This window comes from Micrococcus sp. KRD096 (assembly GCF_017168495.1).
GTDB classification, from domain to species: domain Bacteria; phylum Actinomycetota; class Actinomycetes; order Actinomycetales; family Micrococcaceae; genus Micrococcus; species Micrococcus luteus.
In genome coordinates, this window is sequence record NZ_JABFAY010000015.1 from 68,655 (window position 1) to 90,936 (window position 22,282).

Annotated in this window: 35 protein-coding genes; all 35 read right to left on the reverse strand. The window is 68.5% G+C overall.

Annotation, left to right across the window (positions count from 1 at the left end; translation table 11 throughout):
* Nucleotides 1–80: 80 nt before the first annotated feature.
* A complete protein-coding gene (rplQ, locus tag J1M41_RS06420; protein WP_206451397.1) occupies nt 81–809 on the reverse strand; it encodes a 50S ribosomal protein L17 in 729 nt (242 codons plus the stop codon).
* A gap of 75 nt (nt 810–884) precedes the next feature.
* Nucleotides 885–1,883, reverse strand: a complete 999-nt coding sequence (locus tag J1M41_RS06425) for a DNA-directed RNA polymerase subunit alpha (protein WP_206451398.1) — start codon at nt 1,881–1,883, stop codon at nt 885–887.
* Nucleotides 1,884–2,014: 131 nt separating this feature from the next.
* Nucleotides 2,015–2,419 carry a 30S ribosomal protein S11 gene (rpsK, locus tag J1M41_RS06430; RefSeq protein WP_002857513.1) on the reverse strand — a complete coding sequence of 135 codons (405 nt, stop codon included), beginning with the start codon at nt 2,417–2,419 and terminating at the stop codon, nt 2,015–2,017.
* A gap of 83 nt (nt 2,420–2,502) precedes the next feature.
* Entirely contained in the window at nt 2,503–2,871 is a 369-nt protein-coding gene (gene rpsM, locus J1M41_RS06435; RefSeq protein ID WP_017487821.1) for a 30S ribosomal protein S13, read from the reverse strand.
* Between the two features lie 274 nt (nt 2,872–3,145).
* Nucleotides 3,146–3,259, reverse strand: coding sequence for a 50S ribosomal protein L36 (gene rpmJ, locus J1M41_RS06440; protein ID WP_002857509.1), 114 nt, complete (start codon nt 3,257–3,259; stop codon nt 3,146–3,148).
* Between the two features lie 35 nt (nt 3,260–3,294).
* A complete protein-coding gene (gene infA, locus J1M41_RS06445; protein ID WP_010080397.1) occupies nt 3,295–3,516 on the reverse strand; it encodes a translation initiation factor IF-1 in 222 nt (73 codons plus the stop codon).
* Between the two features lie 204 nt (nt 3,517–3,720).
* Nucleotides 3,721–4,563: a type I methionyl aminopeptidase gene (gene map, locus J1M41_RS06450; protein WP_036337962.1), complete on the reverse strand. Its 843-nt coding sequence runs from the start codon at nt 4,561–4,563 to the stop codon at nt 3,721–3,723.
* Between the two features lie 4 nt (nt 4,564–4,567).
* Complete coding sequence (locus J1M41_RS06455) at nt 4,568–5,185, reverse strand: adenylate kinase (RefSeq protein ID WP_036381548.1); 618 nt, start codon at nt 5,183–5,185, stop codon at nt 4,568–4,570.
* A 51-nt stretch (nt 5,186–5,236) separates the two neighbouring features.
* The gene (gene secY / locus J1M41_RS06460; RefSeq protein WP_200969302.1) at nt 5,237–6,544 is read right to left on the reverse strand and encodes a preprotein translocase subunit SecY; all 1,308 of its coding nucleotides are present in this window, start codon (nt 6,542–6,544) and stop codon (nt 5,237–5,239) included.
* Nucleotides 6,545–6,707: 163 nt separating this feature from the next.
* Entirely contained in the window at nt 6,708–7,160 is a 453-nt protein-coding gene (gene rplO, locus J1M41_RS06465; RefSeq protein WP_036317776.1) for a 50S ribosomal protein L15, read from the reverse strand.
* Nucleotides 7,153–7,377 carry a 50S ribosomal protein L30 gene (gene rpmD / locus J1M41_RS06470; protein ID WP_002857502.1) on the reverse strand — a complete coding sequence of 75 codons (225 nt, stop codon included), beginning with the start codon at nt 7,375–7,377 and terminating at the stop codon, nt 7,153–7,155. The genes rplO and rpmD overlap by 8 nt, the downstream gene beginning before the upstream one ends.
* Nucleotides 7,378–7,380: 3 nt before the next feature.
* A complete protein-coding gene (gene rpsE / locus J1M41_RS06475) occupies nt 7,381–8,130 on the reverse strand; it encodes a 30S ribosomal protein S5 (protein ID WP_002857500.1) in 750 nt (249 codons plus the stop codon).
* Nucleotides 8,127–8,501: a 50S ribosomal protein L18 gene (rplR, locus tag J1M41_RS06480; RefSeq protein WP_044659552.1), complete on the reverse strand. Its 375-nt coding sequence runs from the start codon at nt 8,499–8,501 to the stop codon at nt 8,127–8,129. Before rplR ends, rpsE begins: the two co-directional genes overlap by 4 nt.
* Nucleotides 8,501–9,034: a 50S ribosomal protein L6 gene (gene rplF, locus J1M41_RS06485; RefSeq protein ID WP_036381545.1), complete on the reverse strand. Its 534-nt coding sequence runs from the start codon at nt 9,032–9,034 to the stop codon at nt 8,501–8,503. The genes rplR and rplF overlap by 1 nt, the downstream gene beginning before the upstream one ends.
* Nucleotides 9,035–9,064: 30 nt before the next feature.
* Nucleotides 9,065–9,463, reverse strand: coding sequence for a 30S ribosomal protein S8 (gene rpsH, locus J1M41_RS06490; RefSeq protein WP_002857494.1), 399 nt, complete (start codon nt 9,461–9,463; stop codon nt 9,065–9,067).
* Nucleotides 9,464–9,536: 73 nt separating this feature from the next.
* Nucleotides 9,537–10,112 (reverse strand): 50S ribosomal protein L5, encoded by a 576-nt coding sequence (gene rplE, locus J1M41_RS06495; RefSeq protein ID WP_036317773.1) that lies wholly within the window; start codon nt 10,110–10,112, stop codon nt 9,537–9,539.
* Nucleotides 10,112–10,453, reverse strand: a complete 342-nt coding sequence (rplX, locus tag J1M41_RS06500; protein WP_036317770.1) for a 50S ribosomal protein L24 — start codon at nt 10,451–10,453, stop codon at nt 10,112–10,114. Before rplX ends, rplE begins: the two co-directional genes overlap by 1 nt.
* A 4-nt stretch (nt 10,454–10,457) precedes the next feature.
* Complete coding sequence (rplN, locus tag J1M41_RS06505) at nt 10,458–10,826, reverse strand: 50S ribosomal protein L14 (protein WP_002857487.1); 369 nt, start codon at nt 10,824–10,826, stop codon at nt 10,458–10,460.
* Nucleotides 10,827–11,168: 342 nt separating this feature from the next.
* Nucleotides 11,169–11,450 (reverse strand): 30S ribosomal protein S17, encoded by a 282-nt coding sequence (rpsQ, locus tag J1M41_RS06510; RefSeq protein WP_036317768.1) that lies wholly within the window; start codon nt 11,448–11,450, stop codon nt 11,169–11,171.
* Nucleotides 11,447–11,716, reverse strand: a complete 270-nt coding sequence (rpmC, locus tag J1M41_RS06515) for a 50S ribosomal protein L29 (RefSeq protein ID WP_036317766.1) — start codon at nt 11,714–11,716, stop codon at nt 11,447–11,449. The genes rpsQ and rpmC overlap by 4 nt, the downstream gene beginning before the upstream one ends.
* A gap of 4 nt (nt 11,717–11,720) precedes the next feature.
* The gene (gene rplP, locus J1M41_RS06520) at nt 11,721–12,137 is read right to left on the reverse strand and encodes a 50S ribosomal protein L16 (RefSeq protein WP_002857481.1); all 417 of its coding nucleotides are present in this window, start codon (nt 12,135–12,137) and stop codon (nt 11,721–11,723) included.
* A complete protein-coding gene (gene rpsC, locus J1M41_RS06525) occupies nt 12,137–12,955 on the reverse strand; it encodes a 30S ribosomal protein S3 (RefSeq protein ID WP_002857479.1) in 819 nt (272 codons plus the stop codon). The genes rplP and rpsC overlap by 1 nt, the downstream gene beginning before the upstream one ends.
* A gap of 2 nt (nt 12,956–12,957) precedes the next feature.
* Nucleotides 12,958–13,323, reverse strand: coding sequence for a 50S ribosomal protein L22 (gene rplV / locus J1M41_RS06530; protein ID WP_017487837.1), 366 nt, complete (start codon nt 13,321–13,323; stop codon nt 12,958–12,960).
* A gap of 51 nt (nt 13,324–13,374) precedes the next feature.
* A complete protein-coding gene (gene rpsS, locus J1M41_RS06535) occupies nt 13,375–13,656 on the reverse strand; it encodes a 30S ribosomal protein S19 (protein WP_002857475.1) in 282 nt (93 codons plus the stop codon).
* Nucleotides 13,657–13,671: 15 nt separating this feature from the next.
* Complete coding sequence (gene rplB, locus J1M41_RS06540; protein WP_010080386.1) at nt 13,672–14,511, reverse strand: 50S ribosomal protein L2; 840 nt, start codon at nt 14,509–14,511, stop codon at nt 13,672–13,674.
* A 37-nt stretch (nt 14,512–14,548) separates the two neighbouring features.
* The gene (rplW, locus tag J1M41_RS06545) at nt 14,549–14,854 is read right to left on the reverse strand and encodes a 50S ribosomal protein L23 (RefSeq protein WP_002857471.1); all 306 of its coding nucleotides are present in this window, start codon (nt 14,852–14,854) and stop codon (nt 14,549–14,551) included.
* The gene (gene rplD, locus J1M41_RS06550) at nt 14,851–15,486 is read right to left on the reverse strand and encodes a 50S ribosomal protein L4 (protein ID WP_036381542.1); all 636 of its coding nucleotides are present in this window, start codon (nt 15,484–15,486) and stop codon (nt 14,851–14,853) included. The genes rplW and rplD overlap by 4 nt, the downstream gene beginning before the upstream one ends.
* 4 nt (nt 15,487–15,490) lie before the next feature.
* On the reverse strand, nt 15,491–16,141 hold the full coding sequence (gene rplC / locus J1M41_RS06555; RefSeq protein WP_036317759.1) for a 50S ribosomal protein L3: 651 nt from the start codon (nt 16,139–16,141) through the stop codon (nt 15,491–15,493).
* A gap of 20 nt (nt 16,142–16,161) precedes the next feature.
* Complete coding sequence (gene rpsJ, locus J1M41_RS06560) at nt 16,162–16,470, reverse strand: 30S ribosomal protein S10 (protein WP_002857463.1); 309 nt, start codon at nt 16,468–16,470, stop codon at nt 16,162–16,164.
* Between the two features lie 326 nt (nt 16,471–16,796).
* Nucleotides 16,797–17,264 (reverse strand): DUF3817 domain-containing protein, encoded by a 468-nt coding sequence (locus tag J1M41_RS06565; protein ID WP_049146299.1) that lies wholly within the window; start codon nt 17,262–17,264, stop codon nt 16,797–16,799.
* Nucleotides 17,261–17,401 (reverse strand): hypothetical protein, encoded by a 141-nt coding sequence (locus J1M41_RS06570; protein WP_170079720.1) that lies wholly within the window; start codon nt 17,399–17,401, stop codon nt 17,261–17,263. Before J1M41_RS06570 ends, J1M41_RS06565 begins: the two co-directional genes overlap by 4 nt.
* 125 nt (nt 17,402–17,526) lie before the next feature.
* Nucleotides 17,527–18,717 carry an elongation factor Tu gene (tuf, locus tag J1M41_RS06575; protein ID WP_041103559.1) on the reverse strand — a complete coding sequence of 397 codons (1,191 nt, stop codon included), beginning with the start codon at nt 18,715–18,717 and terminating at the stop codon, nt 17,527–17,529.
* 281 nt (nt 18,718–18,998) lie between these two features.
* Nucleotides 18,999–21,113, reverse strand: a complete 2,115-nt coding sequence (fusA, locus tag J1M41_RS06580; protein WP_041103560.1) for an elongation factor G — start codon at nt 21,111–21,113, stop codon at nt 18,999–19,001.
* 118 nt (nt 21,114–21,231) lie between these two features.
* Nucleotides 21,232–21,702 (reverse strand): 30S ribosomal protein S7, encoded by a 471-nt coding sequence (gene rpsG, locus J1M41_RS06585; RefSeq protein WP_010080379.1) that lies wholly within the window; start codon nt 21,700–21,702, stop codon nt 21,232–21,234.
* The gene (gene rpsL / locus J1M41_RS06590; protein WP_002854787.1) at nt 21,702–22,076 is read right to left on the reverse strand and encodes a 30S ribosomal protein S12; all 375 of its coding nucleotides are present in this window, start codon (nt 22,074–22,076) and stop codon (nt 21,702–21,704) included. The genes rpsG and rpsL overlap by 1 nt, the downstream gene beginning before the upstream one ends.
* Between the last annotated feature and the right edge of the window lie 206 nt (nt 22,077–22,282).

Consider the following 22,282-nt stretch of genomic DNA (forward strand, 5'->3'; position numbering starts at 1 on the left):
GCGAAGGGCCGCCCACCGGGTGGTGGACGGCCCTCGCCGGGGCGTCGTCACGGGGACGGACGCGGACTCACGCGATGGCGTCAGGCCATCTTCTGGGCGGCCTCGCCACCGGCGGGCTCGAAGCCCGCGGCCTTGGCCTCCTCGACGGTGGAGAACCAGACCTCGGCGGTGGTCTGGTCGTACCAGCGCGAGCCGGGGACGTGGTACTTCTTCGAGCTGGCGTTGCCCTTGATGGTGGCCTCGGCCGGAGCCGAGCCGTCCTCGGTGGTGGGCACGGCGCCGTCGATCTCGGCGGCGGCCTCCTGCGACTCGGCCACGGTGACCTCCTCGGTGGCGGCCGGGTCGACGGCCTCCACCGGGGTGGACTCGGCCGGCGCGGCCGGCGCGGACGCGGCGGCCTGCTCGGCCTCACGCACCACGGCCTGCTTGCCGGAGATCGGGTCCATGATCAGCTCGATCACGGCCATGGGCGCGTTGTCGCCCTGGCGGTTGCCGATCTTGGTGATGCGGGTGTAGCCGCCGTTGCGCTCGGCCATCGCCGGGCCGATCACGGTGAACAGCTCGTGCACGACCGCCTTGTTGGTGCGGTTCTTGGCGGCGATGAGACCCTGCACCTTGCGGCGGGCCGGCAGATCGCCCTTCTTGGCGAAGGTGATCAGGCGCTCGGCGTACGGGCGCAGGCGCTTGGCGCGGGTGAGCGTCGTGGTGATCGACTTGTGCTCGAACAGCTGGGCGGACATGTTCGCCAGCATGATGCGCTCGTGGGCCGGGCTGCCGCCCAGACGCGGACCCTTGGTGGGGGTAGGCATGGTGTTTCTCCTCGGGTGGGACCCTTCAGCCGGCTGCGGCGTCGGGTCGAAGATGTCAGGTGGTGCGGAATCGGCTCAGAAGTCCGAGAACGGGTCGTCGTCCATCTGGCGCGCGTGCGCCTGCGGGTCGTAGCCGGCCGGCGAGTCCTTGAGGGACAGGCCCAGCTCCTGGAGCTTCTCCTTGACCTCGTCGATGGACTTCGCGCCGAAGTTGCGGATGTCCATCAGGTCGGCCTCGGAACGGTCCACGAGCTCGCCCACGGTGTGGATGCCCTCGCGCTTGAGGCAGTTGTACGAGCGCACGGTGAGCTCGAGCTCCTCGATCGGCTGGGCCAGGTCGGCGGAGCCCTCGACGACCTCGGGCTCGTCACCCAGGTCGATGCCCTCGGCCTCGACGTTGAGCGAGCGGGCCAGGCCGAACAGCTCGACCAGGGTGGAGCCGGCAGAGGCCACCGCGTCACGCGGCAGCATGTTCTCCTTGGTCTCCACGTCCAGGATCAGACGGTCGAAGTCGGTGCGCTGCTCCACACGGGTGGCCTCGACCTTGAAGGTCACCTTGAGGACCGGCGAGTAGATGGAGTCGACCGGGATACGGCCGATCTCCGCGTCCGCGGACTTGTTCTGGGCGGCGGTCACGTAGCCGCGACCGCGCTCGATGGTCAGCTCCATGTCGAACTTGCCCTTCGCGTTCAGGGTCGCGATGTGCAGGTCCGGGTTGTGGATCTCGACGCCGGCCGGCGCGGTGATGTCCGCGGCGGTGACGACGCCGGCCCCCTGCTTGCGCAGGTAGGCCACCACGGGCTCGTCGTTCTCCGAGGAGACGGAGAGCTTCTTGATGTTGAGGATGATCTCGGTGACATCCTCCTTGACTCCGTTGACGGTGCTGAACTCGTGCAGCACGCCGTCCACGCGGATGCTGGTCACGGCAGCACCGGGGATCGACGAGAGCAGAGTGCGGCGCAGGGAGTTGCCGAGGGTGTAGCCGAAGCCGGGCTCCAGGGGCTCGATGACGAACCGGGAACGACGGTCGGAGACGACCTCTTCGGTCAGCGTGGGGCGCTGTGCAATGAGCACGGACATTTCCTTTCGGCGAGCGTCCGCCATATGACGCACGCGGTGGGTGGAAACGAGGACGGGGTGGGGGCAGGTCCGCAGACCTGTCCGCGTCCGCCCCGGGCGGGGCGGACGCGGACACAGCGCTCAGGTCAGACGCGGCGGCGCTTCGCCGGGCGAGCGCCGTTGTGGGCCATGGGGGTGACGTCCTGGATGGACCCCACCTCGAGGCCGGCGGCCTGCAGGGAGCGGATGGCGGTCTCGCGGCCCGAGCCCGGACCCTTCACGAAGACGTCCACCTTCTTCATGCCGTGCTCCTGCGCACGCTTGGCGGCCTGCTCGGCGGCCATCTGCGCGGCGTACGGGGTCGACTTGCGCGACCCCTTGAAGCCGACCTCGCCGGACGAGGCCCAGGAGATGACGGCACCCGTGGTGTCCGTGATGGACACGATGGTGTTGTTGAACGTGCTCTTGATGTGGGCCTGGCCCACGGTGATGTTCTTGTTGGCCTTGCGACGCGGCTTGCGGGCAGCCGATGCGCGAGTCTTGGGGGGCATGTGATTCTCCTCCGGGAAAGCTGCTGGTGCTGATGCTGCGGGCGGGGCGTCCGGACGTGGACGCGGTCACCGCCGGTGCAGGATCACTTCTTCTTGCCGGCGACCGTCTTCTTGGGGCCCTTGCGGGTACGGGCGTTGGTCTTCGTGCGCTGGCCGCGCACCGGCAGGCCGCGGCGGTGGCGCAGGCCCTCGTAGGAGCCGATCTCCACCTTGCGACGGATGTCGGCGGCCACCTCGCGGCGGAGGTCGCCCTCCACCTTGTAGCTGCCCTCGATGTGGTCGCGCAGCTGCACCAGCTGCTCGTCGGAGAGATCCTTCACGCGGATGTTCGGGTCGATGCCCGTGGCGGCGAGGGTCTCCTCAGCGCGGGTCTTGCCCACACCGTAGATGTACGTGAGTGCGATGATCACGCGCTTCTCGCGCGGAATGTCAACGCCTGCAAGACGAGCCATGTGGCCGTCCTCCTGTTCTTCTGCAGCAGGGGTCTGCACCAGGGACGTCCCGTACGACGCGGCACTGGGCCTCGCGGACCCGTCGTCGCGGCGCCGGGGAAGATCCGGCGTGCTCCGCGGCGGGCGTCCGCCGTCGTCGGTCTCCGGCCCCTGCGGCCGGAGGTGGGGGCCCTCCCCTCACGGGGTGGACCGCTGTCCCTGCTGTTCGGCCCGATGGCCGGTGGGTGGTGTGGTCAACGCGACGGCGTCGCTCCCCGGGCTCCCGGGGAGGCGATCAGCCCTGGCGCTGCTTGTGGCGCGGGTTCGAGCAGATCACCAGCACGCGGCCCTTACGGCGCACGACCTGGCACTTGTCACAAATCCGCTTCACGCTCGGCTGAACCTTCACGGCTCTTCCTCCTGCGCTCGCTTGGACGGGGGTTCTTACTTGTATCGGTACACGATCCGACCCCGGTTGAGGTCGTACGGGCTAAGCTCCACCACGACGCGATCCTCGGGGAGGATGCGGATGTAGTGCTGACGCATCTTTCCGGAGATCGTGGCGAGCACGACGTGCTCGTTCTGCAGACGGACCCGGAACATCGCGTTCGGCAATGCCTCCGACACCGTGCCCTCGACCTCGATGACACCTTCCTTCTTAGCCATGTCCTCCACAATCGTCATGCCCCGGGCACGGCCGCGGAGGGCCGGATGACGGGGCGGGAACGGGTCTGCTCGCCGGCGCACACGAGTGCGCGCACACGAACAACGTTCGATGATACCGCATTCTCGGTCTGAGAACCAGCACGGACGACGACGGCCGCCCGGCCCGCCGGACGGGCGGGACGGACGGCCGACAGCTCGGGCCCCTCACTCCCCCGGCGGGACCGGGACCACGCCGAACCGGGCGAGCTCGGAGGCGCCGCCGTCGGGAGCGGTGAGCACCCACACGCCGGCGTCGTGCCGGCAGACCGAGTGCTCCCACTGGCTGGCGCGGGCGCCGTCGAGGGTCACCACGGTCCAGTCGTCCGCGAGCACCTTCGTGTCGATGGAGCCGCGCACCAGCATCGGCTCGATGGCGAGCGCCAGACCGGGGCGGATCTTGGGCCCCCGGTGGCCGGTGCGGTAGTTGAACACGTCCGGCGGCAGGTGCATGGCCGAGCCGATGCCGTGCCCCACGTACTCCTCGAGGATGCCGAGCTCCTCGCCCGGCTGCGCGGAGACGAAGTCGTCGATGGCGTCCCCGATGTCCCCGACGTGGGTGGCGGAGGCGAAGGCCGCGATGCCGACCCAGAGTGCCTCCCGCGTGATCGCCGAGAGGCGCTCGTCGGCCGGGTCCGCGGTGCCGGCCGCGGAGGAGCCCAGGATCACCGTGCGGGCCGAGTCGGCGTGCCAGCCGTCCACGATCGCGCCCCCGTCGACCTTCAGCACGTCGCCGGTCTGCAGGACCCGGTCCCCGGGGATGCCGTGCACGACCTCGTCGTTGACCGAGGTGCAGATCGAGGCCGGGAAGTCGTAGTAGCCCAGGAAGTTGGAGGTCGCACCGCGTTCGGCCAGGACGCCCGCGAACACGGCGTCCAGCTCCGCGGTGGTGACGCCCGGCGCGGCCGCGGTCAGCGTGGCGTCCAGGGCCTCGGACAGGACCACCCCCGCGCGCTGCATGGCCTGCAGCTGGGGGGCGGTCTTGAGCTCGAGCGAGCGGCGGCCGATCACGGGGTCAGGACTCCGCGCCCGGCTGGATCACGGGCAGGGAGCCCGTGGCGGCGCGCACGGAGTACACGGCCTGCAGCAGGCGCTCGGTGACGTCGTCGATCTGCCCGGTGCCGTCCACGCGGGCGACGATGCCGCGCTCCACGTACTCCTGGATGACGGACTCGGTCTCGCGGTGGTACAGGTCCAGGCGGTGCTCGATGACCTCCTGGGTGTCGTCCGCGCGGCCCTCGATCTCGGCACGCTTGAGCAGACGCTCCACGAGCTCCTCGTCGGGCACCTCCAGCTCGACGACGGCGGACAGCGACTGGCCGGACTCGGCGAGCATGGCGTCCAGCGCCTCGACCTGGCCCTTCGTGCGCGGGTAGCCGTCCAGCAGGAAGCCGTGCTCCGCGTCGGCCTGGGCGATGCGGTCCGCGACCATGCGGTTCGTGACCTCATCGGGGACGAAGTCGCCGTTGTCGATGTACTTCTTGGCCTCGACGCCGAGCGGCGTCATCGACTTCACGTTGTGGCGGAAGATGTCACCGGTGGAGATCGGGACGATCCCCATCTTGTCGGCGATCCGGGTGGCCTGGGTGCCCTTGCCGGAACCGGGAGGGCCCATGAGCAGCATGCGGGTCATCGTGTGTTCCTCACTGTCGATACGGACGGCGTTGCGGGATCGGGTCGGGGCTCAGCGCAGCAGGCCCTCGTAGTGGCGCTGCTCCATCTGTGCGCTGACCTGCTTCACGGTCTGGAGGCCGACGCCCACCATGATGAGGATGGACGTGCCGCCGAGCGGGAAGTTCTGGCTGGTGCCGATCACCGCGAAGGCGATCAGCGGGATCATGGCCACGATACCGAGGTAGAGGGCGCCCACGAGCGTGATGCGGCTGATGACGTACTGCAGGTAACGCTCGGTGGGCCGGCCGGCGCGGACGCCGGGGATGAAGCCGCCGTAGCGCTTCATGTTGTCCGAGATCTCCACCGGGTTGAACGTGATGGACACGTAGAAGTACGTGAAGCCGATGATGAGCAGGAAGTACAGGGCCATGTACACCGGGTGGTCGCCGGGGCCGAAGTACCGGCTCAGCCACGTGATCCACGGGGCCGGCGCACTGCCGTCCTGCGGCGTGTTGAACTGGATGAGGATGCTCGGGAGCATCAGCACGGAGGAGGCGAAGATGACCGGGATGACGTTGGCCATGTTCACCTTGACCGGGATGTAGGTGCTCGACCCGCCCACGGTCCGCGAGCCGATCTGCCGCTTGGCGTACTGGACCGGGATCCGGCGCTGCGACTCCTCCACGAAGACGATGGCCAGCATGGTGAGCAGGCCGATCCCCATGACGATCGCGAACACGCGCCAGCCCTGCGTCTGGACCACCTGGCCGAGGCCGGCCGGGAAGCCCGCCGCGATGGAGGTGAAGATCAGCAGGGACATGCCGTTGCCCACGCCGTGCTCGGTGATCCGCTCACCGAACCACATGACGATGAGACAGCCGGTGGTCAGGGCGATGACCACGAGCAGCACCGTGAGGATGGAGCCGTCGCGCAGCAGCGGCAGGTTGCATCCGAGCAGGGCCCCGGTGCGGGCCAGCGAGGCCATCGTGGTCGCCTGCAGCAGGGCGAGGGCGAGGGTCAGGTAGCGGGTGTACTGCGTCAGCGTCGCCTGGCCCTGCGGGCCCTCCTGGTGGAGCTGCTCGAAGCGCGGGATCACCACGCGCAGCAGCTGCACGATGATCGACGCCGTGATGTAGGGCATGATGCCGAGCGCGAAGACGGACACCTGCAGGAGCGCCCCGCCCGAGAACATGTTCACGAAGGAGTACAGGCCGCCCTGGGCGTTGCCCGCCGCGAGGCACTGCTGCACCGCCGGGTAGTCCACCCCGGGGGCCGGCACGAAGGCGCCCATCCGGTAGACGGCGATGAGCGCGAGCGTGAAGGCGATCTTCCGCAACAGGTCAGGCGTCCGGACGATCCGGGCGATGGCCTTGAGCACGAGTCCTCCTGCGGTGGTCCTGTGGGGCGCGCGCCGGCCGCGGGGCGGGGCACGAGACGGCGGCCACACCGGGGCGGCCGCTGTGCGAGTCTACACGGACGGACCGAGGGCCCTGGTCCGGAGCGGCTGCTCCCGACCAGGGCCCTCGGTCGATGTCGGCGTGTCAGAGGGTCTCGGTGGACCCGCCGGCGGCCTGGATCTTCTCCACGGCGGACGAGGAGAAGGCGTTCGCCTTCACCTGCACGGCCGAGGTGATCTCCCCCGTGCCCAGCACCTTCACGGGCTGACCGCGACGGACGAGGCCCTTGGACACGAGCGCATCCACGGTGACCTCACCGCCCTCGGGGAAGTGCGCGGAGAGCTTGTCCAGGTTCACGACCTGGTACTCCGTGCGGAACGGGTTCTTGAAGCCGCGGAGCTTCGGCAGACGCATCTGCAGGGGCAGCTGGCCGCCCTCGAAGCCCGCACGGACCTGGTAACGGGCCTTGGTGCCCTTGGTGCCGCGACCGGCGGTCTTGCCCTTCGACGCCTCACCGCGACCCACACGGGTCTTGGCGGTCTTGGCGCCGGGGGCCGGACGCAGGTCGTGGACCTTGATGGCGTCGTTGTCAGCCATTGTTGACCTCCTCCACGGACACCAGGTGCGGCACGGTGTTGACCATGCCGACCGTCACCGCGTCGGCCTTGCGGGTGACCTGGTGGCCGATCCGCTTCAGGCCCAGCGAGCGCAGGGTGTCCCGATGGTTCTGCTTGGAGCCCGTGACGCCGCGGGTCTGGGTGATGACCAGGGTGGCGTCCGAGGGCTGGATGTTCTTGCGGGTGGGCTCAAACACGGCTCACGCACCTGCCTTCGCGCTCTTCTGGGCGCGATCGTTCTCCATGGTGCGCAGCATCGCATGGGGGGCGATCTCGTCCAGGGCCTTGCCGCGGCGGGCGGCGACGGCCTGGGGCTCTTCCAGCTTCTTGAGGGCGTCCACGGTGCCGCGCACGATGTTGATCGCGTTCACGGAGCCCATGGACTTGGACAGCACGTCGTGGATGCCGGCGCACTCGAGCACGGCGCGCACCGGACCGCCGGCGATCACGCCGGTACCCGGGGAGGCCGGGCGGAGCAGCACGACGCCGGCGGCGTCCTCACCCTGCACCAGGTGCGGGATGGTGGAGCCGACGCGGGGGACGCGGAAGAAGGACTTCTTGGCCTCCTCCACGGCCTTCTGGATCGCGGCGGGGACCTCCTTCGCCTTGCCGTAGCCGACGCCGACGGTGCCGTCGCCGTCACCCACCACCACGAGGGCGGTGAAGGAGAAGCGGCGGCCGCCCTTGACGACCTTGGAGACGCGGTTGATGCCCACGACGCGCTCGAGGAACTGGTCCTTCTCGTCGTCCTGGGCGCCACGACGGTTGCGGTCGTCGCGACGGCCGCCACGACGATCGCCGTCACGGCCACCGCGGCCGCCGTCGCGACCGCCGCGGCCACCGGTGGCGCGCTCGGTGGTCTGGCTCGCCGAGCCCGACCCGGTCTCGGAGACGGTGGTCTCGGTGCTCTCGGTCACCTGAGTGTCCTTCTGGTTGATGTTCTCGGTCACAGCTGCAGCCCACCCTCTCGCGCACCGTCGGCCACGGCCGCGACGCGCCCGTGGTACTTGTTGCCGCCGCGGTCGAAGACCACGGCATCGATGCCGGCCGCCTTGGCACGCTCGGCGACGAGCTCGCCCACGCGCTTGGCCTTGGCCGTCTTGTCGCCCTCGAGCGCACGCACGTCGGCCTCCATGGTGGAGGCGTACGCGAGCGTGCGGCTCTGCGTGTCGTCCACGACCTGCACGAACATGTGCCGTGCAGAGCGGTTGACGACGAGGCGGGGACGGACGGTGGTGCCGGAGATCCGCTTGCGCACCCGGAGGTGGCGGCGGGTGCGGGCGTTGAACTTGCCCTTGCCCTTCACCTTCAGAGTAGACATCACTTACCTGCCTTTCCGGCCTTGCGGCGGATCTGCTCGCCCGCGTAGCGCACGCCCTTGCCCTTGTACGGGTCGGGGCGGCGCAGCTTGCGGATGTTGGCGGCGGTCTCGCCGACCTGCTGCTTGTCGATACCGGCGACGGTGACCTTGTTGCCCTCCACCGTGAAGGTGATGCCCTGGGGCGCCTTCACCGGGACGGGGTGGGAGTAGCCCAGGGCGAACTCGAGGTCCTGGCCCTTGGCCTGCACGCGGTAGCCGGTGCCGACGACCTCGAGCTGCTTGGAGAAGCCGTTGGTCACGCCCTCGACCATGTTGCTGATGAGGGTGCGGGTCAGACCGTGCAGGGAGCGGGACTCACGCTCGTCGTCGGGGCGGGCCACGGTGACCTGCCCCTCCTCGAGGGTGGCCGTGATGGGCGTGGGCAGCGAGTGCTCGAGCTGGCCCTTGGGGCCCTTCACGGAGACGCGGTCGCCGTCGATGGTCACATCGACGCCGGCGGGGATGGTGATCGGGAGACGTCCGATTCGAGACATGTCAGTTCAGCCTTTCTTCCGTCTTGCCCGTCACCAGACGTAGGCGAGGACTTCTCCGCCCACGCCCTTCTTGGCGGCCTGCTGGTTCGTGAGGAGACCAGAGGAGGTGGACAGGATGGCGATGCCGAGGCCGCCCAGCACGTGGGGCAGGTTCGTGGACTTCGCGTACACGCGCAGGCCCGGCTTGGAGATGCGGCGCAGGCCGGCGATCGCACGCTCACGCTGCGGGCCGAACTTCAGGTCGATGGTCAGCTTCTTGCCGACCTCGGCCTCCTCCTCGCGCCAGTCCTGGATGTAGCCCTCGGCCTTGAGGATCTCGGCGACGCGAGTCTTCAGCTTCGAGGACGGCATGGACACGGTGTCGTGGTAGGCCGAGTTTGCGTTGCGCAGACGGGTCAGCATGTCTGCGACGGGATCGGTCATGGTCATGTGGGCTTCACGCCCTTTCTCGCCGTGGTTTCCGCCACCGGTTCACCGGTGGAGGACCTGTGGCGTGGAGGTCTTACTGGTCGGTCTTGAACGGGAAGCCCAGCGCCTTGAGCAGCGCGCGGCCCTCGTCGTCGTTCTTGGCGGTCGTCACCACGGTGATGTCCATGCCGCGCACGCGGTCGATCTTGTCCTGATCGATCTCGTGGAACACGGTCTGCTCGGACAGGCCGAAGGTGTAGTTGCCGTTGCCGTCGAACTGGCGGTCGGACAGGCCGCGGAAGTCACGGATGCGCGGCAGCGCGAGCGTGACCAGGCGGTCCAGGAACTCCCACATGCGGTCGCCACGGAGCGTGGCGTGCGTGCCGATGGGCATGCCCTCACGCAGCTTGAACTGCGCGATGGACTTGCGGGCCTTGGTGATCATCGGCTTCTGGCCGGTGATGGCGGTGAGGTCGGCGACCGCGCCGTCGATGATCTTGGAGTCCTTGGCGGCCTCGCCGACGCCCATGTTGACGACGACCTTCACGAGACCCGGCACCTGCATGACGTTCCCGTACTGGAACTGCTCCTGCAGGGCGCCGCGGATCTCGTCGCGGTACTTGGTCTTCAGACGCGGGGTGACCTTCTCGGTCTGCTGCACCTCGGTCATCACAGCTCCTTCCCCGAGGCCTTGGCGAAGCGGACCTTCACGGTCTTGCTCACGCCGTCCTTCTCGACGGTCTCGAAGCGGTAGCCCACACGGGTCGGCTTCTTGGTCTCCGGGTCCACCACGGCCACGTTCGAGATGTGGATCGGGGCCTCGACGACCTGCAGGCCGCCCTCGGTGGAACCGTTGTTGTCCTGGCCGGCGCGCAGGTGCTTGGTCACGCGGTTCACGCCCTCGACGAGCACGCGCTCATCCGCCGGGAACACGCGCAGGACCTTGCCCTGCTTGCCCTTGTCCTTGCCACTGATGACCTGGACGAGGTCGTCCTTCTTGATCTTGGCCATGAGGTCAGATCACCTCCGGGGCGAGCGACACGATCTTCATGAACTTCTTGTCACGCAGCTCGCGACCCACGGGGCCGAAGATGCGCGTGCCACGGGGCTCGCCGTCGGTCTTCAGGATGACCGCCGCGTTCTCGTCGAACTTGATGTACGAGCCGTCGGGACGGCGGGACTGCTTGCGGGTGCGGACCACCACGGCCTTGACGACGTCGCCCTTCTTGACGTTGCCGCCGGGGATGGCGTCCTTCACGGTGGCGACGATGGTGTCGCCGATGCCTGCGTAGCGGCGTCCGGAACCGCCGAGAACACGGATGGTCAGGATTTCCTTCGCACCGGTGTTGTCGGCGACCTTGAGCCGCGACTCCTGCTGGATCACTTGTCTCTCCTAGCGTCGCGCCGGTTCTCCCCCACGATGGGCGAGCCTTGCGGAACGGTTGAACGGGCATCCCGGGACGCTTACCCCTCCCCCGAGGCGGGCCGCCCGCCGTCGTCCCCCGGCGACGCGTGTTCAGACAGCGTCGGGGAGGTCGAGAGCGGAGGGGCGCGCAGGGCAGGGCCGAGGCGGATCCGGGATCGGCGTGCGCGGCCCTCGGCACACAGGATGGATGGTCCTGCCAACGAGAGGGCGCACGAATATCAGAGTCTAACGCACAAGGCCGCCCCGTGCCAGTGCACGGGGCGGCCCTCTGCGTCGCCGGCCCTCAGGGGGCCGGGTCGATCACTTGGCGCGCTCGACGATCTCCACCAGACGCCACCGCTTGGAGGCGGACAGCGGGCGGGTCTCGGCGAGGCGGACGCGGTCGCCCACGCCGGCGGTGTTGTCCTCGTCGTGCGCCTTCACGCGCTTCGAGGTCTTCAGCACCTTGCCGTAGAGCGAGTGCTTCTTGCGGTCCTCGACCTCGACGACGATGGTCTTGTCCATCTTGTCGGAGACGACGATGCCACGGAGGGCCTTGCGGTAGCCGCGCTCCTCGGAGACGGCCGGGGTCTGCTCGGTCACTTGGCAGCCTCCTCGTTCTTCTCGGCCTGCGCCTCGGCGGCGACATCGCCGCGGATGCCCAGCTCGCGCTCGCGCAGGATCGTGTAGATGCGCGCGATGTCACGCTTGACGGCCTTCAGCCGGCTGGCGTTGTCCAGCTGACCGGTGGCGGCCTGGAAGCGCAGGTTGAACAGCTCCTCCTTGGAGGACTTCAGGGCCTCCAGCAGGCGGGCGTTGTCCATCCCGTCCAGGGACTCGACGTTCAGATCCTTGGTGCCGATCGCCATGGGATCACTCACCACCCTCTCGACGGATGATACGGGCCTTCAGCGGCAGCTTGTGGATGGCCAGGCGGAGCGCCTCGCGGGCGACGTCCTCCGTGACACCCGACAGCTCGAAGAGCACGCGTCCGGGCTTGACGTTGGCGACCCACCACTCCGGCGAGCCCTTGCCGGAGCCCATGCGGGTCTCGGCGGGCTTCTTGGTGATCGGACGGTCCGGGTAGATGTTGATCCAGACCTTGCCGCCACGCTTGATGTAGCGGGTCATGGCGATACGGGCGGCCTCGATCTGACGGTTGGTCACATAGGCCGGCGTGAGCGCCTGGATGCCCCACTCGCCGAACGTCACGGTGGTGCCGCCCTTGGCGGCGCCGGAACGCTTGGGGTGGTGCTGCTTGCGGTGCTTGACGCGACGGGGGATCAGCATCAGGCGTTGCCTCCTTCAGCGGGAGCGGCGGCCGGGGTCTCGGCGCCGGCGCCGGCGTTCTCCTGGCGGGGAGCACGCTCGGCGCGATCGTTGCGACGACGACGCTCGCCGCCGCCACGGCGCTCGCCGCCACGGCCACGGCCGGAGGGCTGCGCGGCCTCCTTGGCCGCGAGCTCCTTGGCGGTCAGGTCGCCCTTGTAGATCCAGACCTTCACGCCGATGCGGCCGAAGGTGGTCTTGGCCTCGAACTTGCCGAAGTCGATGTTCGCGCGGAGGGTGTGCAGCGGCACGCGACCCTCGCGGTAGAACTCCGAGCGGCTCATCTCGGCGCCGCCGAGGCGGCCGGAGCACTGGATGCGGATGCCCTGCGCGCCGGCGCGCATGGCGGACTGGATCGCCTTCTTCATCGCGCGGCGGAACGCCACGCGCGAGGCGAGCTGCTCGGCCACACCCTGCGCCACCAGCTGGGCATCGGTCTCGGGGTTCTTGACCTCGAGGATGTTCAGCTGGATCTGCTTGCCGGTGAGCTTCTCGAGCTCACCGCGGATGCGGTCGGCCTCGGCGCCGCGGCGGCCGATCACGATGCCCGGACGCGCGGTGTGGATGTCCACGCGCACGCGGTCACGGGTGCGCTCGATCTCCACCTTGGAGATGCCGGCGCGCTCCATGCCGGTGGTCATCAGCTCGCGGATCTTGACGTCCTCCTTGAGGAAGTCAGCGTAGCGCTGGCCCTCCTTGTGGGAGTCCGCGAACCAGTGCGAGACGTGGTCGGTGGTGATGCCGAGGCGGAACCCGTTGGGGTTGATCTTCTGGCCCATTGTCAGTTCCCACCCTTCTCGTCCTTGGACGCGACGACCACGGTCACGTGGCTCGTGCGCTTGTTGATGCGGTACGCGCGGCCCTGAGCACGGGGCTGGAACCGCTTCATGGTCGGGCCCTCGTCCACGAAGGCCTCGGTGATGTAGAGGGCGTCCTCGTCGAAGGCCTGGCCCTCGCGGTCCGCCTTGACGCGGGCGTTCGCCACCGCGGAGGCCACCAGCTTGTACACCGGCTCCGAAGCGCCCTGCTGGGCGAACTTCAGGATGGCCAGTGCTTCGGTGGCCTGCTTGCCACGGACCAGGTCGACGACGCGCCGGGCCTTCATCGGCGTCACGCGCAGGTGGCGCGCAATTGCCTTGGCTTCCATTGCTTCTCTCTTTCGATTCTCGAGAAGGTCAAGCGTGCTGTGCCCTCAGGCTCAGCGGCGCTTGCCCTTCTTGTCGTCCTTCACGTGGCCGCGGTAGGTCCGGGTCGGGGCGAACTCGCCCAGCTTGTGACCCACCATGGACTCGGTGACGAACACCGGGACGTGCTTGCGTCCGTCGTGGACCGCGATGGTGTGACCCAGCATGTCCGGGATGATCATCGACCGGCGGGACCAGGTCTTGATGACGTTCTTGCTGCCCTTCTCGTTCTCGGCCAGAACCTTCAGGTAGAGGTGCTGATCGACGAAGGGGCCCTTCTTCAGGCTGCGAGGCATGTCTTCCCTGCTCCCTTATCGCTTGTTCTTGCCGGTACGACGGCGACGCACGATGAGCTTGTCGCTTTCCTTGTTCGGACGACGCGTGCGGCCCTCGGGCTTGCCGTTCCGGTTGACGGGGTGACGACCGCCGGAGGTCTTGCCCTCGCCACCGCCGTGCGGGTGGTCGACCGGGTTCATGACAACGCCACGGACGGTCGGGCGGACGCCCTTCCAGCGCATGCGGCCGGCCTTGCCCCAGTTGATGTTCGACTGCTCGGCGTTGCCGACCTCGCCGATCGTGGCGCGGCAGCGCACGTCGACGTTGCGGATCTCACCGGAGGGCAGGCGCAGCTGGGCGTACTTGCCCTCGCGGGCGACCAGCTGCACGGACGCGCCGGCGGAGCGGGCCATCTTGGCGCCGCCGCCGGGGCGCAGCTCCACCGCGTGGATGGTGGTGCCCACCGGGATGTTGCGCATCGGCAGGTTGTTGCCGGGCTTGATGTCGGCGTTCGGGCCGGCCTCGACCACGTCGCCCTGCTTCAGCTTGGCCGGGGCCAGGATGTAGCGCTTGGCGCCGTCCGCGTAGTGCAGCAGCGCGATGCGGGCGGTGCGGTTCGGGTCGTACTCGATGTGCGCGACGGTGGCGGGCACGCCGTCCTTGTCGTGGCGACGGAAGTCGACCAGGCGGTACTGGCGCTTGTGGCCGCCGCCCTTGTGACGGGTGGTGATGCGACCGGTGTTGTTGCGGCCGCCGGTCTTGTGCAGCGGACGGAGAAGGGACTTCTCCGGCGTGGACCGGGTGATCTCTGCGAAGTCGGCCACGGACGAGCCACGCAGGCCCGGGGTGGTCGGCTTGTACTTACGGATAGCCATGTGTCAGTTCCTCGATTAAGTGGTCTCCGCACGCCGATCAGGCGAGCGGACCTCCGAAGATGTCGATGGTCCCGTCCTTGAGCGTGACGATGGCACGCTTGGTGGACTTGCGCTGGCCCCACCCGAAGCGGGTGCGACGGCGCTTGCCGGAACGGTTCAGGGTGTTGACCGAGGCCACGTCGACGTTGAAGATGCGCTCCACCGCCTGCTTGATCTCGGACTTGTTGGAGCGCGGGTCGACCAGGAAGGTGTACTTGCCCTCGTCGATCAGACCGTAGCTCTTCTCCGACACGACGGGAGCGATGATCACGTCGCGGGGATCCTTGTTGATGGAGCCGCTCACTGGGCATCCTCCTTCTTGGCGCCGGAAGCCTGGGCCACGTACGCCTCGTAGGCCGCCTGGGTGAACACGACGTCGTCGGAGACGAGCACGTCGTAGGTGTTCAGCTGGTCGGCGTACAGGGTGTGGACCGCGGGCAGGTTGCGGGCGGACAGGGCGGCGACGTCGTCGGCCCGGTCGATCACCAGCAGCACGTTCTTGCGGCCGGTGTTCAGGGACGCGAGGCCCGCCTTGGCGGCCTTGGTGGACGGGGTGGTCCCGGACACGAGGGCCTCGATGACGTGGACGCGGCCGTTGCGGGCGCGGTCCGACAGGGCACCGCGCAGGGCGGCGGCCTTCATCTTCTTGGGGGTGCGCTGCGAGTAGTCACGCGGGGTCGGGCCGTGGACGATGCCGCCGCCGGTCATGTGCGGGGCGCGGATGGAGCCCTGACGGGCGCGGCCGGTGCCCTTCTGCTTGAACGGCTTGCGACCGGCGCCGGACACCTCGCCGCGGCGCTTCGTCTTGTGCGTGCCCTGGCGGGCGGCGGCGAGCTGGGCGACGACGACCTGGTGCATGAGCGGCACGTTGGACTGCACGTCGAAGAGCTCGGCGGGCAGATCGACCTGGACGGTCTTCACGGAGTTCTCAGCCATGGTCTCAGGCTCCCTTCACGGCGCTGCGGACGAGCACGACCTGGCCCTTGGAGCCGGGCACCGCGCCCTTGATCAGCAGGAGGTTGTTCTCCACGTCGATGCCGTGGAGGGTCAGGTTCATGGTGGTCTGGCGCACGGCGCCCATGCGACCGGGCATGCGCTGGCCCTTGAACACGCGGCCGGGGGTGGACGCGCCGCCCACGGAGCCGGGCTTGCGGTGGTTCTTGTGCTGGCCGTGCGAGGCGCCCACACCGGCGAAGCCGTGGCGCTTCATGGCGCCGGCGAAGCCCTTGCCCTTGGTGGTGCCCACGACGTCGACCTTCTGGCCGGCCTCGAAGACCTCCACGGTCACGTCCTGGCCGAGCGAGTACTCGGCGGCGTCGGCGGTGCGCAGCTCGACGAGGTGGCGACGCGGGGTCACGCCGGCCTTCTCGAAGTGACCGGCCAGGGGCTTGGTCACGCGGCGGGGATCGATCTGGCCGTAGGCGATCTGCACGGCGGTGTAGCCGTCGGTCTCCTCGGAGCGCAGCTGGGTGACGACGTTCGGGTCTGCCTTGACCACGGTCACGGGGATGAGCTTGTTGTCCTCATCCCAGACCTGGGTCATGCCGAGCTTCGTGCCCAGCAGGCCCTTGATGTTCTGGGTGTTGGTCATAGTCTCTCAGCACCTCCCTCTCAGAGCTTGATCTCGATGTTGACGTCCGCGGGCAGGTCCAGTCGCATGAGCGAGTCGACGGCCTTCGGGGTCGGGTCGATGATGTCGATGAGCCGCTTGTGGGTGCGCATCTCGAAATGCTCGCGGCTGTCCTTGTACTTGTGGGGAGAACGGATAACGCAGTACACGTTCTTCTCCGTCGGCAGCGGCACGGGGCCGACCACCGTCGCGCCTGCGCGCGTGACCGTGTCAACGATCTTGCGGGCCGAGACGTCGATGACCTCGTGGTCGTACGACTTCAGCCGGATGCGGATCTTCTGTCCCGCCATGGCGTCACGCCTCTCTCGTCGGGTGTGCTGTTCCTGTCCCTGTGCGGCGGATCGTGCCCGCCTTCTTGTCCTCCACCCGCGCGGGGCGAATCCGGTCGGACCGGGTTCCTCGCCGCCGCCGGACTCCGGTCCACGCGGTCGGGCGTGTCGCATTCCTGGGAGGGCACACGCCTGTGGCGGGTCGGAGTGGTGACGTCACATCTGGGCCGAGCTGCCGCCGCGAGACACACGACGACAGCGCAATGGCGCTTGAGCAACCGAATCAGTATAGACAGAAGCGGGCCCGGTCCGCCAATCGGCGGGCCGGGCCCGGCGGTCCCCCGGGCTCAGCGGCCCCACTCGGTGGGCGGGCCGGCGTTGAGCAGCAGGGTGAAGACGACGGCGACCACGGCGACCGCCAGGAGCGCGCTGACCACCGGATGGCGCAGCACCACGACGAGGAGCCGTTCGAGGGGCCGCCGCTCCCCCGGCGCGCGGTCCACGACCTGCCACCGCGACGCCGGCTCGCCGCGCCGCCGCTGGGCCCGTTCGAACGGGACCGTCATGAACGGGACGATCGTCGAACCGAGGCCGAGGAGTCCGCGGGCCACGGGCCACCGCCCGTCGATCCACACGGCGACCGTCACCACGAGGTAGCAGAGGAACACGAAGCCGTGGACGCCGCCGGCGATCGGCACCACCCGCTCCGTGACTCCGCCGTACTTGAGGCCCATGGCGATCAGCAGACCGGCCCAGGTGAACATCTCGGCCATCGCCGTGACGGCGAAGAGGCGGCGCGGGCCGGGCAGGCTCATCGCTCCAGCTCCCCGCCGCGGTTCGCGCGCCGGATGCGCCGGGCACGGTCGATCTCGGGACGGAAGGTCCGCAGCGCCCAGCGCGCGGCCACGACGGCCACGGCGAGCACCACGATGAGGATGAGCAGTTCAGGCATGCTCCCCAGCCTAGCCGCCGCCGCGCCGTCGTCGGACACGGCGACGCCCCCGCCTCCGGGAGACCCGGAGACGGGGGCGTCGCGCGTCGGCGGCTCAACGGAGCCACGAGACGGGATGCGTCAGATCACTTGGTGATCTTGGTGACGCGGCCGGAGCCCACGGTGCGGCCACCCTCGCGGATGGCGAAGCCGAGGCCCTCCTCCATGGCGATCGGCTGGATGAGCTCGACCGACATCTCGGTGGTGTCGCCGGGCATGACCATCTCGGTGCCCTCGGGCAGCGTGATGACGCCGGTGACGTCGGTGGTGCGGAAGTAGAACTGCGGGCGGTAGTTCGAGTAGAACGGGTTGTGACGGCCACCCTCGTCCTTGGACAGGATGTAGACGTTCGCCTCGAAGTTGGTGTGCGGGGTGATGGAGCCCGGCTCCACCACGACCTGGCCGCGCTCCACGTCGTCGCGCTTCAGGCCGCGCAGCAGCAGACCGCAGTTCTCGCCGGCCCATGCCTCGTCGAGCTGCTTGTGGAACATCTCGATGCCGGTGACGGTGGTCTTCTGCACGTCGCGGATGCCGACGATCTCGACCTCGGAGTTGATCTTCAGGGTGCCGCGCTCGGCGCGACCGGTCACCACGGTGCCACGGCCGGTGATGGTGAAGACGTCCTCGATCGGCATCAGGAACGGCTTGTCCTTGTCGCGGACCGGGTCCGGGATGAACTCGTCCACGGCCTCCATGAGGTCCTCGACGGACTTGACCCACTGGGGGTCGCCCTCGAGGGCCTTCAGACCGGAGGTGCGGATGACCGGGGCCTCGTCGCCGTCGAAGTCCTGGGAGGACAGCAGCTCGCGGACCTCCATCTCGACGAGCTCGAGGAGCTCCTCGTCCTCGACCATGTCCGACTTGTTCAGGGCCACGAGCAGGGCCGGCACGCCGACCTGGCGGGCCAGGAGCACGTGCTCACGGGTCTGGGCCATCGGGCCGTCGGTGGCGGCGACCACGAGGATCGCACCGTCCATCTGAGCGGCGCCGGTGATCATGTTCTTGATGTAGTCGGCGTGACCGGGGGCATCCACGTGGGCGTAGTGACGCTTGTCGGTCTGGTACTCCACGTGGGAGATGTTGATGGTGATGCCGCGCTGACGCTCCTCGGGGGCGGAGTCGATCGTCGCGAAGTCACGGGCCTCGTTCAGGTCCGGGTACTTGTCGTACAGGACCTTCGAGATGGCGGCGGTCAGCGTGGTCTTGCCGTGGTCAACGTGGCCGATGGTGCCGATGTTGACGTGCGGCTTCGTCCGCTCGAACTTTGCCTTTGCCACTAGTTCCTCCTAAGAACTGGTTCATCGTCAAGAAGACTGCTCAGCCGCCTGCGACGTGCTGACAACTTGACTGAGTCTACTCGGATGGTGCGGGGTTGGGGAAATCCCGGCCTCACGAGGGCCAGTCCGGTTCCAGGCCGTCGGGACCGCCGGAAGCGGACCGGACCTGACCCGTCCTGATCGCGGACCGCCGCGCCGGGGAGGGCGGTCCGGTCGCCCCGGGCCGGCCGCGGCTGCGGCGGCCGGCCCGGGGCAGGTCGTTCAGAGCAGGTGACCTGCGGTCACTCGCCCTGGGACTTCTGGATGATCTCGTCCGCCACGGCCTTGGGGACCTCGGCGTAGGAGTGGAAGGTCATCGAGTACACCGCGCGGCCCTGCGTCTTGGAGCGGAGGTCGCCGATGTAGCCGAACATCTCCGACAGCGGCACGAGGGCGTTGACCACCTTCACGCCGGTGGCGTCCTCCATGGACTGGATCTGGCCGCGGCGGGAGTTCAGGTCGCCGATGACGTCGCCCATGAACTCCTCGGGGGTGCGGACCTCCACGGCCATCAGCGGCTCGAGGATGATCGGGTTGGCCTTGCGGACACCCTCCTTGAAGGCCTGGGAGCCGGCGATCTTGAACGCCATCTCCGAGGAGTCGACGTCGTGGTACGCGCCGTCGAGCAGGGTGGCCTTCACGCCGACCATCGGGTAGCCGGCCAGCACGCCGAACTGCATGGCGTCCTGGATGCCCGCGTCCACCGAGGGGATGTACTCGCGGGGCACGCGGCCGCCGGTGACGGCGTTCTCGAACTCGTAGACCTCGCCGTCGGCGGTGTCCAGGGGCTCGAAGGACAGCTGCACCTTGGCGAACTGGCCGGAGCCGCCGGTCTGCTTCTTGTGTGTGTAGTCGACCTTGTCGACCTTGCGCTTGATGGTCTCGCGGTACGCGACCTGGGGCTTGCCCACGTTGGCCTCGACCTTGAACTCGCGCTTCATGCGGTCCACGAACACGTCCAGGTGGAGCTCGCCCATGCCGCCGATCTCGGTCTGGCCGGTCTCCTCGTTGAGGTTCACGCGGAACGTGGGGTCCTCGGCGACGAGCTTCTGGATGGCGGTGGAGAGCTTCTCCTGGTCACCCTTGGTCTTCGGCTCGATGGCCACGGAGATCACGGGCTCCGGGAAGGTCATCGACTCGAGGATGATCGGGTTCGCGGGATCGCACAGGGTGTCGCCCGTGGTGGTGTCCTTGAGGCCGATCACGGCGTAGATGTGGCCGGCGACCACCTCGTCCACCGGGTTCTCCTTGTTGGCGTGCATCTGGAACAGCTTGCCGATGCGCTCCTTCTTGCCCTTGGTGGCGTTGAGGATCTGCGCACCGGACTCCAGGCGGCCGGAGTACACGCGGATGAAGGTCAGCGTGCCGAAGAAGGGGTGCGTGGCGATCTTGAAGGCGAGCGCCGAGAACGGGGCCTCCTTCGACGCCTCGCGCTCCAGCACCTCCTCCTCGTCGTTCACGGCGTGGCCCTTGACGGAGCCGGCGTCCAGCGGGTTCGGCAGGTAGGCGACCACGGCGTCCAGCATCGGCTGCACGCCACGGTTCTTGAACGCGGAGCCGCAGAACACCGGGTAGGCCTCGGCGTTCACGGTCAGCTGGCGCACGCCGGCCTGGATCTCCTCGACGGTGAGCTCCTCGCCCTCGAGGTACTTCTCCATGAGCTCCTCGGAGGTCTCGGCGACGGCCTCGACGAGCTCGTTGCGGTACTCCTCGGCCTTCTCCTGGAGCTCGGCGGGGATCTCGCGGGTCTCATAGGAGGCGCCCATGGTGACGTCGCCCTTGGCGTCACCCGGCCACACGAAGGCCTTCATGGAGAGCAGGTCGACGACGCCCACGAAGTCGTTCTCGGCGCCGATCGGCAGCTGCATCACGAGCGGACGCGCGCCGAGGCGCTTCACGATGGTGTCGACGGTGAAGTAGAAGTCCGCGCCCAGCTTGTCCATCTTGTTGACGAAGCAGATGCGCGGGACGTTGTACTTGTCCGCCTGGCGCCACACGGTCTCCGACTGGGGCTCCACGCCCTCCTTGCCGTCGAACACGGCGACGGCGCCGTCGAGCACGCGCAGCGAGCGCTCCACCTCGACCGTGAAGTCCACGTGGCCGGGGGTGTCGATGATGTTGATCTGGTGGTCGTTCCAGAAGCAGGTCACCGCGGCGGAGGTGATGGTGATGCCGCGCTCCTTCTCCTGCTCCATCCAGTCCGTCGTCGCGCCGCCGTCGTGGGTCTCGCCCAGCTTGTGGTTGACACCCGTGTAGAACAGGATGCGCTCGGTGGTGGTGGTCTTGCCGGCATCGATGTGGGCCATGATGCCGATGTTGCGGACCTTGTGCAGGTCGGTCAGCACGTCCTGTGCCACGGTGTCTCCCTTGGTCGGGTGGAATGGGGGGGCTCGTGAGGTGGATGCGGTGGGTGGCCCGTCCGAGAGGACGCACCTGCGGCCCGAGGCGCGGATCGCGCGCCCCGGGCCACACGGATCACCAGCGGTAGTGGGCGAAGGCCTTGTTGGCCTCGGCCATCTTGTGGGTGTCCTCGCGACGCTTCACGGCGCCGCCCAGGCCGTTCGAGGCGTCCAGGATCTCGTTCATCAGACGCTCGGTCATGGTCTTCTCACGGCGGGCCTTGGAGAAGCCGACCAGCCAGCGCAGGGCCAGGGCCGTGGAGCGGCCCGGCTTGACCTCGACGGGCACCTGGTAGGTGGCGCCGCCGACGCGGCGGGAGCGCACCTCGAGGGCCGGCTTGATGTTGTCCATGGCCTTCTTGAGGGTGGCCACGGGATCGGCGCCGTTCTTGGCACGGGCGCCCTCGAGCGCGCCGTACACGATGCGCTCGGCGGTGGACTTCTTGCCGTCGACGAGCACCTTGTTGATCAGCTGCGTGACCAGCGGGGAGCCGTAGACGGGATCGACGACGAGGGGGCGCTTCGGCGCAGGACCCTTACGAGGCATTACTTCTTCTCCTTCTTGGCGCCGTAGCGGGAGCGGGCCTGGCCGCGGTTCTTCACGCCCTGGGTGTCGAGGGCGCCGCGCACGATCTTGTAGCGCACGCCGGGCAGGTCCTTCACACGACCGCCGCGGACGAGCACGATCGAATGCTCCTGCAGGTTGTGGCCCTCGCCGGGGATGTAGGCCGTGACCTCGATGCCGCCGTTCAGGCGCACACGGGCGACCTTGCGCAGCGCCGAGTTCGGCTTCTTGGGCGTGGTGGTGTACACACGGGTGCACACGCCACGACGCATGGGGTTCCCCTGCAGGGCAGGGGCCTTCGTATTGACGACCTTGGGTGAGCGGCCCTTGCGGACCAGCTGCTGAATCGTAGGCACTCTTCAGCCTTCCTGTGTTTCGGTGATCGCTGACGTGATCGACCGGCGCCCGGGGCGCCGGCTGCTCGTTCCTCTGCTCTGCCTCTCCCTGTGGGGGCTCGCAACGAGCAGACGTCCGCAGGCGTGCAAAAGTGTGGCATCTGCCGCGCAATGACCCCGCGACCCGGACAGCGTCCAATTTGCCACACGAAAAACAATCCTTGACA

Coding starts and splice junctions, on each gene's coding strand:
- rplQ (WP_206451397.1), bottom strand. CDS start 809: ATGCCTACCCCCACCAAGGGTCCGCGTCTGGGCGGCAGCCCGGCCCAC.
- rpsK (WP_002857513.1), bottom strand. CDS start 2,419: ATGCCCCCCAAGACTCGCGCATCGGCTGCCCGCAAGCCGCGTCGCAAG.
- rpsM (WP_017487821.1), bottom strand. CDS start 2,871: ATGGCTCGTCTTGCAGGCGTTGACATTCCGCGCGAGAAGCGCGTGATC.
- infA (WP_010080397.1), bottom strand. CDS start 3,516: ATGGCTAAGAAGGAAGGTGTCATCGAGGTCGAGGGCACGGTGTCGGAG.
- J1M41_RS06455 (WP_036381548.1), bottom strand. CDS start 5,185: ATGACCCGCATGCTGCTCATGGGCCCTCCCGGTTCCGGCAAGGGCACC.
- rplO (WP_036317776.1), bottom strand. CDS start 7,160: ATGGCTGACAACGACGCCATCAAGGTCCACGACCTGCGTCCGGCCCCC.
- rplR (WP_044659552.1), bottom strand. CDS start 8,501: ATGTCTACTCTGAAGGTGAAGGGCAAGGGCAAGTTCAACGCCCGCACC.
- rplF (WP_036381545.1), bottom strand. CDS start 9,034: ATGTCTCGAATCGGACGTCTCCCGATCACCATCCCCGCCGGCGTCGAT.
- rpsH (WP_002857494.1), bottom strand. CDS start 9,463: ATGACCATGACCGATCCCGTCGCAGACATGCTGACCCGTCTGCGCAAC.
- rplE (WP_036317773.1), bottom strand. CDS start 10,112: ATGACCGAGGTGCAGCAGACCGAGAAGGTCACCCCGCGTCTGAAGACC.
- rplX (WP_036317770.1), bottom strand. CDS start 10,453: ATGGCCAAGATCAAGAAGGACGACCTCGTCCAGGTCATCAGTGGCAAG.
- rpmC (WP_036317766.1), bottom strand. CDS start 11,716: ATGGCGATCGGCACCAAGGATCTGAACGTCGAGTCCCTGGACGGGATG.
- rplP (WP_002857481.1), bottom strand. CDS start 12,137: ATGCTGATCCCCCGTCGCGTCAAGCACCGCAAGCAGCACCACCCCAAG.
- rpsC (WP_002857479.1), bottom strand. CDS start 12,955: ATGGGCCAGAAGATCAACCCCAACGGGTTCCGCCTCGGCATCACCACC.
- rplV (WP_017487837.1), bottom strand. CDS start 13,323: ATGGAAGCCAAGGCAATTGCGCGCCACCTGCGCGTGACGCCGATGAAG.
- rpsS (WP_002857475.1), bottom strand. CDS start 13,656: ATGCCTCGCAGCCTGAAGAAGGGCCCCTTCGTCGATCAGCACCTCTAC.
- rplB (WP_010080386.1), bottom strand. CDS start 14,511: ATGGCTATCCGTAAGTACAAGCCGACCACCCCGGGCCTGCGTGGCTCG.
- rplD (WP_036381542.1), bottom strand. CDS start 15,486: ATGGCTGAGAACTCCGTGAAGACCGTCCAGGTCGATCTGCCCGCCGAG.
- rplC (WP_036317759.1), bottom strand. CDS start 16,141: ATGACCAACACCCAGAACATCAAGGGCCTGCTGGGCACGAAGCTCGGC.
- rpsJ (WP_002857463.1), bottom strand. CDS start 16,470: ATGGCGGGACAGAAGATCCGCATCCGGCTGAAGTCGTACGACCACGAG.
- J1M41_RS06565 (WP_049146299.1), bottom strand. CDS start 17,264: ATGAGCCTGCCCGGCCCGCGCCGCCTCTTCGCCGTCACGGCGATGGCC.
- J1M41_RS06570 (WP_170079720.1), bottom strand. CDS start 17,401: ATGCCTGAACTGCTCATCCTCATCGTGGTGCTCGCCGTGGCCGTCGTG.
- rpsG (WP_010080379.1), bottom strand. CDS start 21,702: ATGCCTCGTAAGGGTCCTGCGCCGAAGCGCCCCCTCGTCGTCGATCCC.